The organism is Enterococcus sp. DIV0800, from assembly GCF_050559735.1.
GTDB lineage: Bacteria > Bacillota > Bacilli > Lactobacillales > Enterococcaceae > Enterococcus_A > Enterococcus_A devriesei.
On sequence record NZ_CP187898.1, the window covers coordinates 328214 to 345530 of the forward strand.

9 protein-coding genes are annotated in these 17317 nt (G+C 38.5%); 7 read left to right on the plus strand and 2 right to left on the minus strand.

The annotated features are described in order from the left end of the window. The first annotated feature begins 164 nt into the window (after positions 1-164). Both IGI54_RS01555 and IGI54_RS01560 read left to right on the plus strand, forming a co-directional pair. Positions 165-6254: a Cna B-type domain-containing protein gene (locus IGI54_RS01555; protein WP_430620968.1), complete on the plus strand. Its 6090-nt coding sequence runs from the start codon at positions 165-167 to the stop codon at positions 6252-6254. A 172-nt stretch (positions 6255-6426) separates the two neighbouring features. Further along, positions 6427-7173 carry a winged helix-turn-helix domain-containing protein gene (locus IGI54_RS01560; protein ID WP_430620969.1) on the plus strand — a complete coding sequence of 249 codons (747 nt, stop codon included), beginning with the start codon at positions 6427-6429 and terminating at the stop codon, positions 7171-7173. Between the two features lie 68 nt (positions 7174-7241). Here IGI54_RS01560 and ypfJ read toward each other — a convergent pair whose 3' ends face one another. Together ypfJ and IGI54_RS01570 are read right to left on the minus strand one after the other, a co-directional pair. After that, a complete protein-coding gene (gene ypfJ / locus IGI54_RS01565; RefSeq protein WP_430620970.1) occupies positions 7242-8138 on the minus strand; it encodes a KPN_02809 family neutral zinc metallopeptidase in 897 nt (298 codons plus the stop codon). Positions 8139-8206: 68 nt separating this feature from the next. Beyond that, positions 8207-9685, minus strand: a complete 1479-nt coding sequence (locus tag IGI54_RS01570) for a helix-turn-helix domain-containing protein (RefSeq protein ID WP_430620971.1) — start codon at positions 9683-9685, stop codon at positions 8207-8209. A 277-nt stretch (positions 9686-9962) separates the two neighbouring features. Between IGI54_RS01570 and IGI54_RS01575 the strand changes: the two genes are divergently transcribed. The 5 genes from IGI54_RS01575 (at position 9963) to IGI54_RS01595 (ending at position 17192) form a co-directional block, all read left to right on the plus strand. Further along, entirely contained in the window at positions 9963-11981 is a 2019-nt protein-coding gene (locus tag IGI54_RS01575; protein ID WP_430620972.1) for a hypothetical protein, read from the plus strand. A gap of 67 nt (positions 11982-12048) precedes the next feature. Then, positions 12049-13215 (plus strand): pilin N-terminal domain-containing protein, encoded by a 1167-nt coding sequence (locus tag IGI54_RS01580; protein ID WP_430620973.1) that lies wholly within the window; start codon positions 12049-12051, stop codon positions 13213-13215. Next, on the plus strand, positions 13199-14767 hold the full coding sequence (locus tag IGI54_RS01585) for a SpaH/EbpB family LPXTG-anchored major pilin (RefSeq protein ID WP_430620974.1): 1569 nt from the start codon (positions 13199-13201) through the stop codon (positions 14765-14767). Before IGI54_RS01580 ends, IGI54_RS01585 begins: the two co-directional genes overlap by 17 nt. A gap of 84 nt (positions 14768-14851) precedes the next feature. After that, positions 14852-16042, plus strand: coding sequence for a class C sortase (locus IGI54_RS01590; RefSeq protein ID WP_430620975.1), 1191 nt, complete (start codon positions 14852-14854; stop codon positions 16040-16042). Continuing rightward, on the plus strand, positions 16026-17192 hold the full coding sequence (locus IGI54_RS01595; protein ID WP_430620976.1) for a class C sortase: 1167 nt from the start codon (positions 16026-16028) through the stop codon (positions 17190-17192). Before IGI54_RS01590 ends, IGI54_RS01595 begins: the two co-directional genes overlap by 17 nt. Positions 17193-17317: the final 125 nt, after the last annotated feature.

Genomic DNA, 17317 nt, shown 5'->3' on the forward strand with positions numbered 1-17317 from the left:
TAATTATTATCTTTTTAATAACGATTGATATTTATAAGACGCAGCAAAAAATCTAAACAATTAATAACTTAATATCTAAAAATGAGAAGAAAAATAGTCAAATGATAATTGAGATAATTTCCCAACCATAAAACTAAAAAATAAGTCACCAAAAGGAGGAAGCTATGAAAATTAAGGAAAAATGTCAGACGTTAGTACTGTTATTTGCAATTTTGTTGCCTTTTGCACAATACTTATGTACTGGTTTAGTGGCGGTAGCAGAAACGCTTAACACACAATCCGTTGAATTATTTGAAAATGAGAATGGAAATGCGACGTTGGATTACTCTGTAAATTTGGAAGAGGATACCATTGATTGGAACTATTCTTATCAGAAAAATGCTAGTAATGAAGATACTCAATTTGGTCTGGGGTTAATGAGTGACGGACAATCACTAGGCTTAAAGGAGATTGTTAGTTTATCAGGCGCATCATTTGCGAGTTCAAATGACCAGCTTCTTCAGCAGACAGCTACGAAGGTAAATGAAAATGGAACAGTCTCCTTTAAGACGGCACTCGTAGAGGAAATAAAAATTTATCCAATGATCATGCAACACGGGGAAACAGGAGCAGAGGATTTATTGAAGGATGGTTCACCGATTACTGTCCACGTGGACATTCCTCAGACAGAGGAATCAAAAAATAATTCTAGTGAGGAAATTCTTTCAGAAGATCAGCAACCGTCAGATAATGAAACCGTTGAATCAGAAACAGCAAGTGACGTTCAAGAAACACTTCCAGAAGAATCAACCGAAGCGCCAAAAGAAATTCCAAAGGAAACCCCCAAAGTAGCGAAAAGAGCCAGTAAAGCCGTTGAACCACAGAATCAAGGCAGAGATATTACGAGTCTTTCTGGATCGGAATCAATGAAACAAGATTCAGAAGGAAATAAAACAATTTTTGATTCTGCCAAAATTACGAAAGATGGTAAAGAAATTGACGGTAAAGATATCCAAGTCAATGATAGTCTTTTACTGCAATATACATGGAGTTTACCGGAAGCGTTACGCAAAAATATCAAAGCAGGAGACTATTTTGATTTTAAATTGCCAGAGAAATTTACGATTAAAGGTAATGGACCTTTAACAGGGAATTTGTCAGATACAAATGGCGTAACTTTTGGACAATTCACGATTCAAAAAGATGGTTCGGTTCGAATTGTTTTTACTGAAGCAGTAGAAAATAATTCCGGAATTAAAGGAACATTGAATGTTGCAGGAAATGTCAGCTTAAAAGATGGGGAAGGTGGAGGAGAAACGACAATCGTTATTCCTTTTGTCGATGGCGATGTCCATGTTGTTCCTGATATCGTCGTGCCGAATTCTAAAGATCTATCTAAAAAAGTACTCTCACAAACAGATGCCAAGGATATTCAAGGGAACAAGGGGGAAGTTACTTGGCAAATAATCGCTAATAACACGGCCAAAGCAATGACGGATGGTCAATTAACTGATACTTTACCTGCTGGAGTAACCTATAGCGGTGCTCTTAAAGTGATGAGCTACAAGGTCGATTTAGCGTCAGGAAATCGGATTGAACCAGGAACGGATGTAACCAGTCAAGTCACCGGAAAACCAGCAAATGGTGCCAGCACGTTTACTTTAGGGTTGCCAACGAGTGATGAAGCCTATGTCATTAGTTTTAAAACGACTGTTGATTTTGACAAATTAAAAACAGATACCTCAGGGAATAAAGCACCCACACCTACAAATTTGACAGCAAATGTTGTCAATCAAGCTCAGCTAACTTCTAAAGAAACAAGCGATGTGAAAGCAAATGCATCAGCTACTTTTAATTCAGCCAGTGCGCTGAAAAAGGTTGCCGGAGAATATGATACGAAAAATGAGGTTATCTCTTGGACGATTACATTTACGAAATCTGGTATGGATATTCCTGCAGACACAAAATTTATTGATGTTATGACGAGTGGACAAAAACCTGCGGACGCGGATGGAAATAAATTGACATTAGCGCAGTTACAAAAGATGATCAGCGACGCGTTTAACAAGGGTGGAATTAATAGCGGGAAAACGGTTGTCGTCGCTGAAAGCACGAACGGCTATACATTAACTTTTCCAAAAGGCATCTCAGATAGCTTTAACTTCACGATGTACACGTCCACAAAAGGCGGAACAGCCACAAGCTATAATAATTCAATAAAATGGAATGGAAATGGTGATAACCCGAATGTACCAATTCCTCATGATAATTCAGGTGTGATCAAGTCGTCCGATAAGGGAACAGGAACGATTTCACCCGAGAAAAATGACGGCAAGGTCACTTGGACCATCACAGTAAATAGTGAACATACAGCACTAGATAGCTGGTACATCAGTGATACGTTAACAAACTCGACCTGTGATCAAGCTCCTAGCTCGATCACAGTAAAAGAAGTGAAAAAAGGGCAAAATGACAATACAGCGACAATCGTTGATCCAAAGGATTATACAGTGTCAGGTATTACTGATAAAAAATTTAAACTCGATTATAGTAAAAAAAGCGATAGTAAATTTATTATTACTTATCAAAGTAGCTATGATAAAAGCCAACTAAATATGGATGTAACAAATCAAGTTGATTATCACTATATACAAGGTGGGCGTGAATGGAGCAATAAAGGAAATAGCGGGTTCAAAACGCCTGGCGATCAGCGGCAAAAAATTGCCGGAAGCAAAGGCGGCGAATTTAATGCAACGACGAACCAAGTAAATTGGACGATCGGGCTGAATACATCGACAGCAGTTCCGTATGGCGACAAGGCAGTTCTAACGGATCCGATTCCTGAAGGCCAAGTTTATGATTCTTCTGTAAAACCTTTAGTCAAAGATACAGCAGGCAATGAAGTAGCCGGATTTACCTTTAAGCTAGTTGAAAAAGGCGAAACCGAAACCTTCAATGGTGTAACAGTGGACGGCGGCAAAAATGGTGTCTTAGTTGTGACTGGCTTTAAAAAGGGAGCAGCAGATCAATACAAGATCACATTTACTACGAAAGTAATCACTGATAAGGGTGAGATTGCTATCGGTAGTGCCACCAATAAAGCAAAGTATCAAGATGATACGAATCAACCGTTAGAGGTTACAGCAACAGTTCAATATACGAATAACAATAGCTATGTAAATAAGACGCATCAGTATGATAAGAGTAAAGACGGCGATACCATTCATTATTCAATTGAGGTTAATCCAGCAAAGTTAACACTTAAAAATGTTCAACTGATCGATGGTAGCTGGCAAAACTTGAAAGTCATTCCTTCCACTGTAAAAATCGTTAATAATGCGACGAAAGAAGATGTGACGGATGACTTCAAGCTAGAGACCGCTGAGCAACAGTTTAAAATTCTTTTTAACGATATTAATCAGCACTACACCGTCACTTACGATGCAACGATTATTTATACAGGAAACCCCGGAGCTACTGTTCCAGTTTCAAATAAAGTGACGATCACTGGAGATAATATAAAGATAGATACCAATGATACGGATAAAACGACCGAAATTGTGGTTCCAGATGCGGGTGGTACGGCGGAAGGAGAAGTACGGAAGTTAGTCGTCAAAAAAACAGATCAAGATACTGGAAAAGCTGTTGAAGGGGCAACCTTAGCCCTTTATCGTGGTCCCGTGGCGAATGGGCAGCTAGTCGCAGAGCAAATTACGAATAGCGAAGGACAAGCAGCTTTTGGTAATTTGACGTATGACACATATACGTTAATTGAAATCAACCCGGCGGATGGCTATTACATTAGTGACGAGTTGGCTCAAGGGATTACCTATCAAATCACCAATGATACGGATAAAGAAACTGGAAAAGTAATTACAGTTGAAAACCAAAAAGTAGGAAGAATCAAGTTAACTAAGGTAGATACAGCCGATTCTGCTAAATTATTAGATGGTGCAGTGTTCAAATTGTACGAGAAAGATGGAACGACCCAAGTGACTAAAGATGCTTTGGGAAATAACATCGATCAATTTGGAACCACGAATGGAACGATTGAGATCGATAATTTAAAACCAGGAGAGTATGTATTAAAAGAAATAACCGCTCCAAATGGGTATCAACTATCTACTGATACAGTTCCAGCGAACGTCGAACCCGATAAAACAAGCGAAGTGACAGCGAAAAATGAAATTTATAAAGGTGTCATTGAATTTGTTAAGACTGATGGGAATAAAAAACTTCCAGGTGCAGAGTTTACTTTGAGTTATGACGGCAATCCTGAGCACGATGTAGTCAAAACCTCTAACAAAAATGGTCTTGTTTCCTTTGATCTTGAAGCGAATAAAGTTTACACCGTCAAAGAAACGAAAAACCCTTTAGGCTATCTAGGAAGCTTTGAATTAACCAAGATTCAAGTTACCAACACTGGGAAAATCATTTATGGCGATGAAGGGAAAGAATATATTGTCGGGCAGCCACTAGAAGTCCAAAATGAATTAGAAACGATTGAGGTCAATGGTGAAAAAACTTGGAATTTAGTTGATAATGATGACCAGTTTGTATTGCCGCAAAGCATTAAGGTTGAGCTTTATCAAAAAGGTGCTGCGGGAAGTAAAGCTCTTCATAAAACAGTCCGAGTAACGGCGGATGATCAATGGCAATATCATTTTACGAAGTTGCCAAAATACGACACTTCGGTAACACCTCCGGTAGCGTATGAATACAGTATAGCTGAACAAGCAACCGGCTTTACGACCAAGGTAAGTGGTACGAATTTGATCAATACACTGAAAACGACGGAAATAAAAGGGACTAAGACGTGGGATTCACTGGCAGAAAACTATAACCTAATTCCAGATAGTATCGTTGTTCATTTAGAGTATAGTTTGGATAAGGGAAATACTTGGCAAGCTTATACGCGAAACAACCAGGTAGTAACACAGCAAGTGTCGAAGGACGATAGTTGGAGCTATGCCTTCAGCAATCTGCCGCAAAACTATCAAGGATCAGCAGAGGTTCAGTATCGAGTAAAAGAAGAAGCGATAACCGGTTTTTCACCGGAAGTTACAGGAAACAATATTAAAAATAATCTAGACACAACAGAGATTGCAGTCGAAAAAAATTGGTCAGACCAAGACAATTATTACAGTACGCGACCAACCGATTTGTCCTTTACTTTAATGGTGAAAACAGGAGCTGATTGGCAAACATTTGAAGAGGTGTATGGTGTTGAGAAAACAATCACCTTAAATGGTCAGGGAAATAAATGGAGCGGTAGCTTTACGAAATTACCGAAATACGATCAGGCGGGTCAACTTATTCAATACGCGGTAAAGGAAAACTTATCCGGCTTAGCGAGTACCTATACACCAAGTGGCGGCCAAGCAGGAGAACAGCAACAAATTCTTGAAGTTGCACAAGGCGAAAAAGTGACCTTCACGAATAATTTGAATACGGTGGAGCTGATGGTTAAAAAAGAATGGGACGATTTTGACAACAAATTCAATACACGTCCTGAAACAATTACCTTCCAACTTTATTCATGGTCAGACGGAATGGCCGAATCATTAGCTACAGAGGTAGGAACGCCAGCGAGCCCACAAGGAATTTTTGAAATCATGGGTCCAGATTTTACACCATTAAAGATTGCTGGGTTACCTGTAGCCGACAAATTAGGTCGTCAAATGCATTACAAAGTAAAAGAAATCGACATTCCGGCCAACTATAATCAAACACCAGCTTATCAAGCAACAACAAATGGACTGAACGTGACTAATAAGTTGTTAACGACAGAAATAAATGGTCGAAAGATTTGGGATGATCAAGAAAATCAAGCTGGCATTCGACCAGACTCTGTTTTAATCGCACTCATGCGAGATGGTCAGAAGATCGGTGAAGTAACAGTTACAGATGAAATGAATTGGCATTATACTTTCGAAGAATTGCCACTTTGTGATCTGAGCGGACGAGAGTATGAATATACCGTTAAGGAAGAAAATATTCCGGCTGGTTATGTATCACAGGTGGATGGTTATACGATCACAAATACTCTTGTACCAGAAACACCTAATCGTTCTAACCTACCTAATACTTTAGGAGGGAAAAAAGTAAATCAATCCAATAGCGCGACAGGTCCATCAAGCAACAACACCCGAAGCTTGCCTAAGACAAATGATACTCATAACTATGAATGGGCCTTAGCTGGTTTACTGCTGCTAATCGTAGTAAGCGGTTTGCTACTGAAGCGTAGAAAGGCCGTGAATCACTATTTTTTTTAAGGTAGATTAGAGTTTTTACATTTATAACTATTTAGTCAGAAGTAGCAACGTAATTGCTAGACTATTTTAAAGGATTCGGCTTGTGGCTTCTTGATTTTTAGGTCAGAAGAATTATGAAGAAAAGCAATCTGGAAATTTAAAAGAATATTTTTCAAGGATTAGGTCGTCAATCATGGTACAGAAAGTAGGGGGTTATATGAGCCACATTTTATTGTTGACAAAAAGTCCGATAAGTGAAGTTTATTTTGAATTACAAGTTAAGCGACTGGGCCATGAGGTCTTCTCATCTATGCAGCTCTTGCAACTATGCTTACAAGATGAATTGTCATTGGATTTTTTATCTAACTTTAATCAAATTATTTTAAGTGAAACGATCGATAATTTAGAAGTAACTAGGATAATGAATAAATTAAAAAAGTACCCATTAAGACTATTACGGAAATCTAACGAGTTGTTAGCTGAAAAACAAGTTCAGCAGTTGAGACGTGAAGGTTTTTCTGATTATATTGCGAATCAAATGTCCCTTGAAGCAATTCGAGAGGCCTTGAGTTGTTTGGAGAAACGTGAAGAAGGATTGTTTTTCACGTTACCAAAAAGAAGTGCAAAATATAATTTGTCTACTTTGGACTTAAACAATAGAGAAATGAAGTTGCTGCGTGTTTTATATGAACAAGGAGACACCGCCATTTCTAGAGATGAATTATGTTTGGTGATCTTGCATAAGAAGTCAAGTAATTCTAATATGTCTCAGCTGTCTACATTAGTAAAACGGCTAAAAGGCAAACTCGCTGGTAAAGGTGTTGAAGGGCAAATTATTGAGACCTTTTGGGGTAAAGGATATAAATTGCATGCATCTGTTTTTGATCAAGTTTATTTTGATAATGCTGATGCAGTGATCTGTTCTGAAAAAGAAGAATAAATTAGCTCCACACGGAGGTTTATAAATTGGTAATCAAAAAGTGTCGGTCAATTTTGACCGACACTTTTTTACGCCGCACCGGCTAAGTCTAGATTTTTCTCATTAAAGGTATCACCATGTTCGAGATCGCCATATTTGTAGCCTCGTTTAAACCAATTGATTCGCTGCTGACTTGTTCCGTGAGTAAAGCTGTCGGGAACGACATAGCCTTGGTATTCCTTTTGTAAGGTGTCATCACCAATGGCATTGGCGGCAGTGATGGCTTCGTCGATATCGCCTTCTTCTAAGATCGGCTGGCCTTGATAGGTTTGGCCGGCTAAGTATTTAGAAAAACAACCGGCCAAATAATCGGCTTGCAACTCTAAGCGAACACTGTATTTATTATATTCCTTTTCCGAGACACGCTGTCGAATTTTTTCTAGTTGTTTAGAAATCCCTAGTTCGTTTTGGACATGATGACCGACTTCATGGGCGATCACATAAGCCATCGCGTAATCACCTGTAGCGCCGTATTTATTCGATAATTCATCAGCAAAGCTTAGATCTAAATAGACATTTTGATCGGCGGGACAATAAAAAGGACCAACTTGTGAACTGGCTTGTCCGCAAGCTGAATTCACGCTGTCAGTGAACAGCACCAGCTTTGGATTTTGATAGGTTTCATTCCGTTCGGCAAATTCGCCATCCCAATAATCTTCTAAATGGGCAAAAACTACCGCCGCAAATTCTTTTTGATCGATGTATTCTTTTGAAGAAACATTTTCTGTTTCATAGGTAGCGGGTGTAACACCCCCACCTAAAGTATCTGTCACGGTACTTAGATCACCACCGGAAATAAAGAAAACAACAATAGCAATTAAAAATAACCCAAGACCGCCGCCGGTAGCGATTTTCCCTACTGGTCGGCCGTTACTTCCTGAACGATCCTCCACATTTGAACTTTGTCGATCCCCTCGCCAACGCATACAAATTCCCCCTTTTTCGTTTCAGTTTAATTTTAGACGAAATGGAGACTTGAGCCAAAGAATATCACCTAGCTAAATTTCTTTTTAGTATGAACAGCCAGCAAGTGATCAAACAAGCGGCTTTTATAAAAATCAGAGTGTTCGAAAGGGATAATGAACGAAACAGGCGTAGAAAAATCAGTTAAAAGCTTTTCAGACGAAGCGATACATACATCGATTTCTTTTAAATCGGGTGAGAAGGGCGAATAATTCACAAATTTTAAGTTTTCGAGATAGTCTTTAATTTCTTTCATGGCTAAATAATCTGGTATTGGAACAACTGTGACATTGATGCTGACAGGAGTCTGTTGTGTACTATAAAAAGGAAAAATGGTTGTGGCTAATGTATATGCTATTTTTCTACGCTGATTTTTCAACCAGTCAAAATTCTTGCGGCGACAGACTTTTTTTAGAAAGGATTCTATTTCATCAGCGAGCAGATTTTTCTCTGTTGAATCTTGTAAGACATTGGATAAAGTGAGGTCTACCGAAGGAAAAGGAGTTTCCCTAAAAACTGAAAAGTTCAAAAATGTCTTGAAAAGGTTCATTTTTAACAGGCGGTCTTCTCTTTGGTTCAATGAACGAAGCTTAGATCGTTTCGTCATATAATTTAGTAATTCGTAGACTAGTTCCGTGAACGGATGGGCTGTTTGAGAAATGGATTGAAAATATTTATAAATAAAAGGAAGTCGTTCGTCAGCTTCGTCCACGAAATAGGGGTAGTAGTAAATCAAAAAGCCCAGGAACTCAACATGCCGTTCTACTTGAGTTGGATCGTTAATAAAGGAGCAGACATAGGTTGAGAGAGTTGAAATAGAATCAGGAAGAATTAATTTTTTAAAAGGAGCTTCTCTTAAATAAAAGCCAGCAGTTACTCGTAGACGAGCAACGACAAAGAAAAGAGTTACTTCCTTAGGGTGAATAAAATTTAAGTGAGTTAGCTGATCGCTTTCTAGTAGCTGCTGTTCTTTTGAAGCTAGCTCGTTTTTTTGTGTGAGTTCCTCGCCAAATGAACCTAACCATAAATAATTGATATAGATAATGCGGATACTAGCTTCATTTTTACTTAACAACTGCATTTTGGTTAAACTCAAACGAATATCAAAAGTTGCTAAAAAATCTGACAATGGTTTCATTTTTCGAGTCAAGGTTGTGCGACTAACAAAATTTTCTTGGCAAAATGCTACGACCTTTTTTTCTGGAGAAAGCAAGGTTGCTTTTAACCAGCGATAAGGAATGGATTGTCGAATCAAGAACTGTTGATAGGTACGCCAAGGGTAGTGCTCGGGACACCAAATTATCTTGCCCTTTTCAATACAAAAATCAAAAAAACCAATTGCCTCAAAATCATGCTGCAATTCATTGGTTAGTGTTTGAATAGTTGGATATGTATAGTCGAATTTTTCACAAAGCAATGTCAACGAGATGGAGTCAAGTGTTTCATTAAATAAAAAATTCATGATTTGTAATTTTCTTTTGGCCGGTTTATCTAGGATTACAGAAGACATTTCCGAGAGCATAAAATCACATCCTTATAAACCAATTATAGCAAAAAAAATTAAAAAAAAAGAGTTAAATAATAAAAAACGGTTACCAGACAAGTGTTTTCTTATATTTAACTGAAATATACCAAGGCTTTGATAATTATAAGTGATTTTAAAAATTTGTTTTTGTCAAAAGAAGAATTATTAGCTAATTTTTTGTATGATTATCAGGTAATTGTTAGAATTTAATTAGCGAACTTACTATTTTCTTATTATTATAAAGGGGGGTAATATCTGATAGTTGGGAGGTAAAGTTAAAATGAAAAAAAAGATAACATTATTTGTTGTTTTGATTCTCTCTTTTAATGTTCTTGGTAGTGTGCTATCTGTTCCTTCGATAGCTTTGGCTGAAGAGAATGAAATTATACTAATTGAGAATGAACAACTTGCTTTAACCATTGACACACATCAAAGTCAGCAAAAAAATCAATGGCGAATCAGTTATCAAAAAAAGTGTTTGATGCCATCAACCGTTAAGTTTCGGACGATCGGCAAAGAAAGTTTAGCAGAATCAGCTGTTGAACATAGAAGTCTATCGGTGGATAGCATAAATAAAAAGACACTTGTTGAAACGCTGAAAAAAAGTAAGTCTCGCTGGTATGAAGCATCAAATTATTACAGTGATAATGGAACCTTTGAATTTGAGACCGATCGTTCGACAGATATTTTGACATTTGAGTTTCAATTAGATCAAAAGGTTGTAACTGAAGAGGAAAAAAAAGGACTTGTTGAAAATTCGAAAGAAGAATCGGTAGTTCAAACCAATACCTTGAGTCGCGAGCTCTCAGGACCATATGTTGTCCAAAGTACAAAAGAGGGTCCGCAATTGCTGGCTAATGAAACAGAAGAATTGGATGAGAAACCAATTGTTGAGGAAAGCATACCGGTTCTAAAAGAATCATCTATTGAAGAAACAGTAGAGACTTCAGAAAACATTTTTTTAGGGAATAAGAGCAAATCAAAAGAAATGATCCAACAGGAGTGGGAGGAAAAAATTAGAACCCATTTCAACCATTCGGAAAATCTACAGATCATTATGGAGGAATTTCCTGACTATGTTGAGTCTCCACGTTCTACAACAGTGTACCAAGGTAATGCACGTGTAATTGATTTATCAGAAACAGCTGATGAAGGGTCACAAGAGCAAGCATACCAGTTTTTATTACAACACACGGTAGAAGTTGAGGCGATTCAAGCAGGATTTGATGTTCTGATAGATGGTTCATCGATGACAACCGCTAGTCCGCTAGAGATTGAGTTACTCCAACAAGAGAAAAACCTTGTAATAGCTGGGTCAAAGGAAACGGGTAAGCTGACATTTGAAAACTTGGCTATAGGTGTTTATTCAGTTTTACTGAAAAATGTGGATATGTACGAGTTGCCAGAGAAGGTTTTTTTTGAGGTTCAAGAAAAAGATGAACAGATTGAAACACAACTGTTTGTTGATGACCAAGCAGTTCCAAACCTTGAATTAATAAGTAAGCATGCGGCAGTTGCCTTTCGAGTAGTCAATGAGCTTGGAGATCCTTTAAATGAAGAAAAAATTTCTTTGCAGTCGGAAGAACTTGCGCTAACGGCTAAAAGTGATGAAAACGGAATCGCTCACTTTGAGAATCTGCCTTTGGGTCAGTATGCAGTGAATGTTTCAGAGTCTGCTGACTACCAAGGTGTTCAGTCCGTGAATTTGTCATTAACTGAGGAATCCTTGCAGTTTGAAGTACCAGATCAGGTGGCGATTAGTCAGCCGTTGGAAAAAGAAAATGATTTGACGCAGGAAGATGTTCAATTAGTTAGCCAATTCAAGCCTTACCGTTTCGAAATAAATTCTTCGGAGAATTTGGTGGGTCAACCGATGCATGAGAAAACAGACGAACTCGTTGTGATGGATTTAAAAACGAGCGAGACTGGATTGACTGAATTTGGACTAGGTGATTACGTCTTAAAAAATCTTACACAGCAATCGGATATCCAACTCAGCTTATCAAGTAGGGGAGAAGTCAAAACTTCTTCAGAACAGTTGAAAGTAGATTCAGCAAGCCGTGTAATTTCACTTGATCTTATTGCAAAGCAAGAACCAATTCCTACAGCAGAAATTAAATCATTAAATAAGGCAGAAATACCCGAGACCGAAAGAGGCTTTCTGCCAGAAACCGGTGGACAGGGAATGAGGAAGACAATTCAATGGGCAATCCTCTTTATTCTTGGTGGGTCAGCAATCGGTGGTTTCTATTTATGGCTGAATAGAAAGGAGGCTCACTAGTATGAAACACTGGAAGCTTCTCCTTTTTATCTCATCACTTTTGCTAATTGGATGGACAAACCTAATTTTGACAGCACAAGCAGCAACGGCAGTTGGTGTCACCAATATCGTTTTGCATCACAAAAATGAAAATCAAGCAGTGACAGGTACAAAATATTTGGTTTATGATGCGACAAACTTGTATCAAGAGTGGCTGCTGACAGGAAGAACCCCAGATATGGATGGAAATCTAGTATCGGTTGGGAATTCAGGCGATCGTGAAAAAGATCAAAAAGCTCTCGTCACTCATTGGCACAATTTCAACCGTAAAAAAGCGTTAGATTTTGCCTCAAAACACTTGAGTTTAGCAGAAAGTGGCGAACTGCAACTTAATAGCGAAGGAACCGCTCGACTGACGCTTCAAAACGTGAAAGACGGAAAGAGCGCAGCTTATTTACTGATAGAAACAAATTCACTAAATACGAAAGTCCAAAGTGCACCTTTGATGCTAGTGATGCCGGTCCTAAATGATTTTAATGAACCGCAAATGGAAGTAGATTTATATCTCAAAGACGCTGATTATCAACGAGATCCATATTTTTATAAGTTCGCCAAAAATTTAGATGGTACAGAGGCGCCATTAGCTGGTGCAGAGTTTGTTCTCTACCGTTTTGAAAACGGTCAACGATTCTATTTAACTGATCAACAAACAGCTGAGGAAAATCATTGGCGGACTTCTGGAGACCCTTTGTCAGATACTAGCTTAAAAAAATATCAATCGGATGCTAATGGATTGGTGCTGACAGATCAGCTTCGACTATCTGCGGGAACCTATTATTTTGAGGAAGTGAAGACCGCCTCAGGATATGAGATCAATCAAGCATCAAAAGCAATCAAAGTCATCATACCGGACTCGTGGGATCAATCAGTAACGATTGCGGATCAAGAAATGGAAGAACGAGTAGCGGGAACTATCCCCTCAAATGTACAGAAACTCCAGAGACCGCGGATCTATAACCAGCAGTCTAGTAGTGAAAATAATCGAGGAAGATTACCTAACGCGTTAGGTTATGACAGTTCCTATCCATCCGCGACAACGAGGGCTCGAAGTAATACAACCAGTAGTAGGAGGCTGCCGTCAACAGGTGAAGCCAAAATGACGATATCCTTTATCGGTTTTTTGTTAGTAATGATGATAATAATGATTTGGAAAAGAAGAATAACAGGAGGAGATGGAAATGAAAAAAATAATTAAATTTTTAGCGGTAATGGCAATGATGCTTTCAGGATTGACGGGATTATTAGGATTAGGATCAGAGGCTGAGGCATTTGGAACGGATAGTGTAGATGTGACAATCCATAAGTTAAAAGTAATTGATGACTATCCTCCACATCAAAATACCGGTGTGGAAGATGATCATTGGGCAGGAATTGATGGCTTAGATGGTGTTACTTTTGAGGCCTTTGATGTTACCGATAAGTATTATGAATATTTAGCAGATTATAAAACATCTAATCCAAATATGCCGTTTAAAGAGGTCCAAAAATTAGTCGTTGCACAGATTCAAGCGGATGCGAATAACCGTCGAGCAGGAGATTTTAATTATGCAGATTCTAAAGGGTCTGATGTTACCGCTGCTGATGGAACCGTTAAGTTTGAAAATTTAGCAGATAAAAAAGATGGACGTGATGCAGTCTATGTCTTTGTAGAGACCGCTTCAATTCATCCAACAGAAAAAGCTGAGAATCCAATGGTGGTAGCATTACCAATCTTCAAGATAGGGGATTCTAACACACGGGAAAAGAATCGGGACATCCATATTTATCCAAAGAATGAGATATCTGAAGGAACAGGTGAGAAGGTAGCAGTTAGTACGTCTGGTGAAGTAACAGCGAATGGTTATGGAACAGTCAACATTGGCGATACAATTGATTATGAAGTAACAATTCCCTTAACAGACTTAATGCAGACATTACAGATCAAAGATGTCCCTTCTAAAGGGCTAGATTATGTTGATAATACCGCATCAATTGATGGATTAGGAAGTATTACTATTAATGGCCATACTGAAGCAGGGAAAGGTAATGGATTTATTGTAGAACTATCAGAAGCTGATTTGAATGAATTAAGGGATGCTGGAAAAACTGAAGTCAAGTTAACTTACCAAATGGTTGTCACATCGGAGGCACTGCCGGATGAACTGTTAACCAATGATGCAGAGGTTTCATTAGATGATGGCGCAAATTGGGTACCGACGGATAAACCTGAAGATCCAGACAAACCAACTGATTTTTACACGGGTGGGAAGAAATTCATCAAAAAAGATCCAAACTTAAATGAAATCTTACAAGGCGCAAAATTTGCAGTTGTTAAACTTGATGACCAAAAAACGCCAACGCACTATTTAACAAAAGATGCAGAAGGTAATGTGATCTGGGAAGATATCACTAATCAAGACCCAGCAACATGGACCGATGCAGAAATTTTGGAATCCAATAACCAAGGGAATTTCGAAGTGACCGGTTTGATGTACTCAGAAGGTTTCAAAGATGGTGAGTCTTATGCCTTAGTCGAAACAGAAGCTCCAAATGGCTATGTTGTGTTAGATGAGCCATTCGAGTTTGAGATCGTAAAAGATGGGTATGGAGACCCAGCTGGAATTTTAGAGGTAGAAAACATCCCTGCTGGATTCTTACCTGAAACGGGTGGCAAAGGGATCTACTTGTTCTTAATGATCGGTGCAATGTTGATGGCTGGAGCGGCGATTTGGTACAAACGTTCTAAAAAACAATCAGCGCAAGTCTAGCTTGTAGCGGTTAATAGAAGGGGGAGCTTCTTAAATAGAAGTTTCTCCTTTTTGTACATAAGATATTTTGCAGGAGGGGTAAGATTGGATCAGCGGAAGAAAAATAAACTTAATCTGTTCTTAAAACTGGTCATGGCGTTGATGTTTTTGATGGGCTTTTTTATTTTTATCTATCCCTTCGTAGTGGATGCGATTAATAATTACGTGGATCAGCAGCGGATCACCAAACTTCAATCCTCGATGCGCCAACGTAATGAAAAAAAGGCACAGCAGCGTGTTGCAGAAATGAAGAAGCAAAATCAAAAAACACAAATTCCTGGTGCTGGCAGTTTTGAAGATCCTTTTAAAAATGCTTTGTCAGATACAAAGAGTCCAGAGAAAGAGTATTTTGAAGCGCATACTATCGGCGCCATCTTTATTCCCAAAATTAATATCAGTCTGCCAGTTTATGACGAGACCAATAAGCTTCTGCTGAAAAAAGGTGCGACCCTTTTGCAGGGGACTTCTTTTCCGGTTGGTGGTAAGGGAACACATTCGGTAATCACGGGACATACGGGTTTATCCGATAAAAAATTGTTTACTGACTTGGACCAATTGAAGTTAAACGATTCGTTTTTTCTGCATATTGAAAATTTAAAACTAGCTTATCAGATTAAAGATATTAAGGTAGTGGAGCCGCATGACCTAAGCAAGTTGGATATTCAATCAGAGAAAGATTTAGTCACACTGCTAACATGTACGCCATACGGTATTAATAGCCATCGCCTTTTATTGACAGGCTCTCGGATTGCTTATCCAAAAGAAGCAGCAAAAAAAGAAATTCAGAAGACGCAGCGCTACCACCAAAGAAGATTACTGATCTTTCTTGCCGGCTGTCTACTTTTCCTCACTGGCTTCGCTTATTTTGTTTGGCGTAAGGTCGTACTATATCAAGCTAAGAAAAATCGTTATGATTTAATCTTCTATTTATATGATCAAGGTGAACCGTTGGCAGAAATGCCAGTAGCGATCTTAAGCCGTTGGAAAAAAAGGCCGATCAAGCTGGATGGAGAATTGCTTGAAGCAACAAGTGGAAAAAATGGGGAAGTCTTTTTCCACCAGATTCCGGGGGATAATTATCGTTTGGCGTTTGATCAAGCACCTTTCATCAAAGCAAAGATTTGGCGAGTGAAGGATGCGCAGTTCCATTTATCTGGGCGGCGCAGATATTTAAAAAAGACACAAAAGAACGATTATCGAGTGGATCGGAGTGGGTACCGTGGCGAAAGCACCTAAGGGGTCAAAAAAACAATTGATTAGCCGTGTCCTTATGATCCTAGTCTTTTTGGCGGGAATACTGGTGATGGCATATCCTCTTTACATTAATGCGTTGAATGGATTAATCGATCAAAGACGAGTCAGTCAATTGCAGGAAAATAATCGACTTGAAAATCAGAAACAGAAAAAGCAATTAGAAAAAGAAATGAAAGAAAAAAATGCCCAGTTAGCAAAAAACGGTTTGATTCCTTCAGTTGATCCCTTTACAGACAAAAACGAAAAAAAAATCCAGAGTAATCAGGAAATTCAAAAGCATTTGATCGGTGCCGTCAGTATACCGACGTTAAAGGTGACATTGCCGTTATTCGATCAGACGAATCCAAGGCTATTGCAAGAAGGGGCAACGGTATTACAAGGGACTTCCTTCCCATTAGGTGGAGCGAATACGCATGCCGTGATCTCCGCCCATAGCGGCTTGCCAGAAAAACAGCTCTTTACCAATCTCGAAGATGTAGAAAAAGGAGCGTTATTTGTTTTAACTGTTATGGATAAAAAGTTGGCTTATAAAATAGAAAGAATCGAAGTCATCGAACCGACTAATACCTCAGCGATTAAGATCGAACCCGGTCGAGATATCGCGACCTTGATGACTTGCACGCCGTATGGGATCAATAGTCATCGCTTGTTAGTCACTGGGCACCGAGTACCTTATACGGAAAAAGTCGCCGCTCAAGAAAAAAAAGCTCAAAATCACTCACGGATTAAGCAATTTTTGATTTTGATCAGTTTGGTTATAAGTGTTGGCTTTTTATTATTTGGAATTTATCGTGCAATTTATCTTTACAAATTAAAACAGCGACGCTTTGATCTCGTCTTGCTTCGGAAAGATCGTGAAGGAAAACCATTGCCGGGGATTCACTATGGGCTCTATTCAGCTGATGGAAAAAATGCTGTCAGCAGAGAAAATATTCCATTTGTTAGAGCGACCAATGAACAAGGAGTAGCTACCTTTAATGATTTACCTGGAGGAATTTATTGCTTTAAGGAATCCGATCTTTCATTTAAAGCAGGAATCAAGAAAATAAAACAACCATATCCAAAACTTTATACGAAAGGAAATATAACTTATCTCAAAACGGAAGATGGAAAAATAATCATTCAAAAATAATTGACTCGGATCACAAATGATCCGAATCAATTTTTTTTTACGGAAACAACATAAAATAACGTTTGATATACAATGCTTTTGGAATTCACAAGGCGTAATTATGAGGTTGTAAAAAATAAAATAAA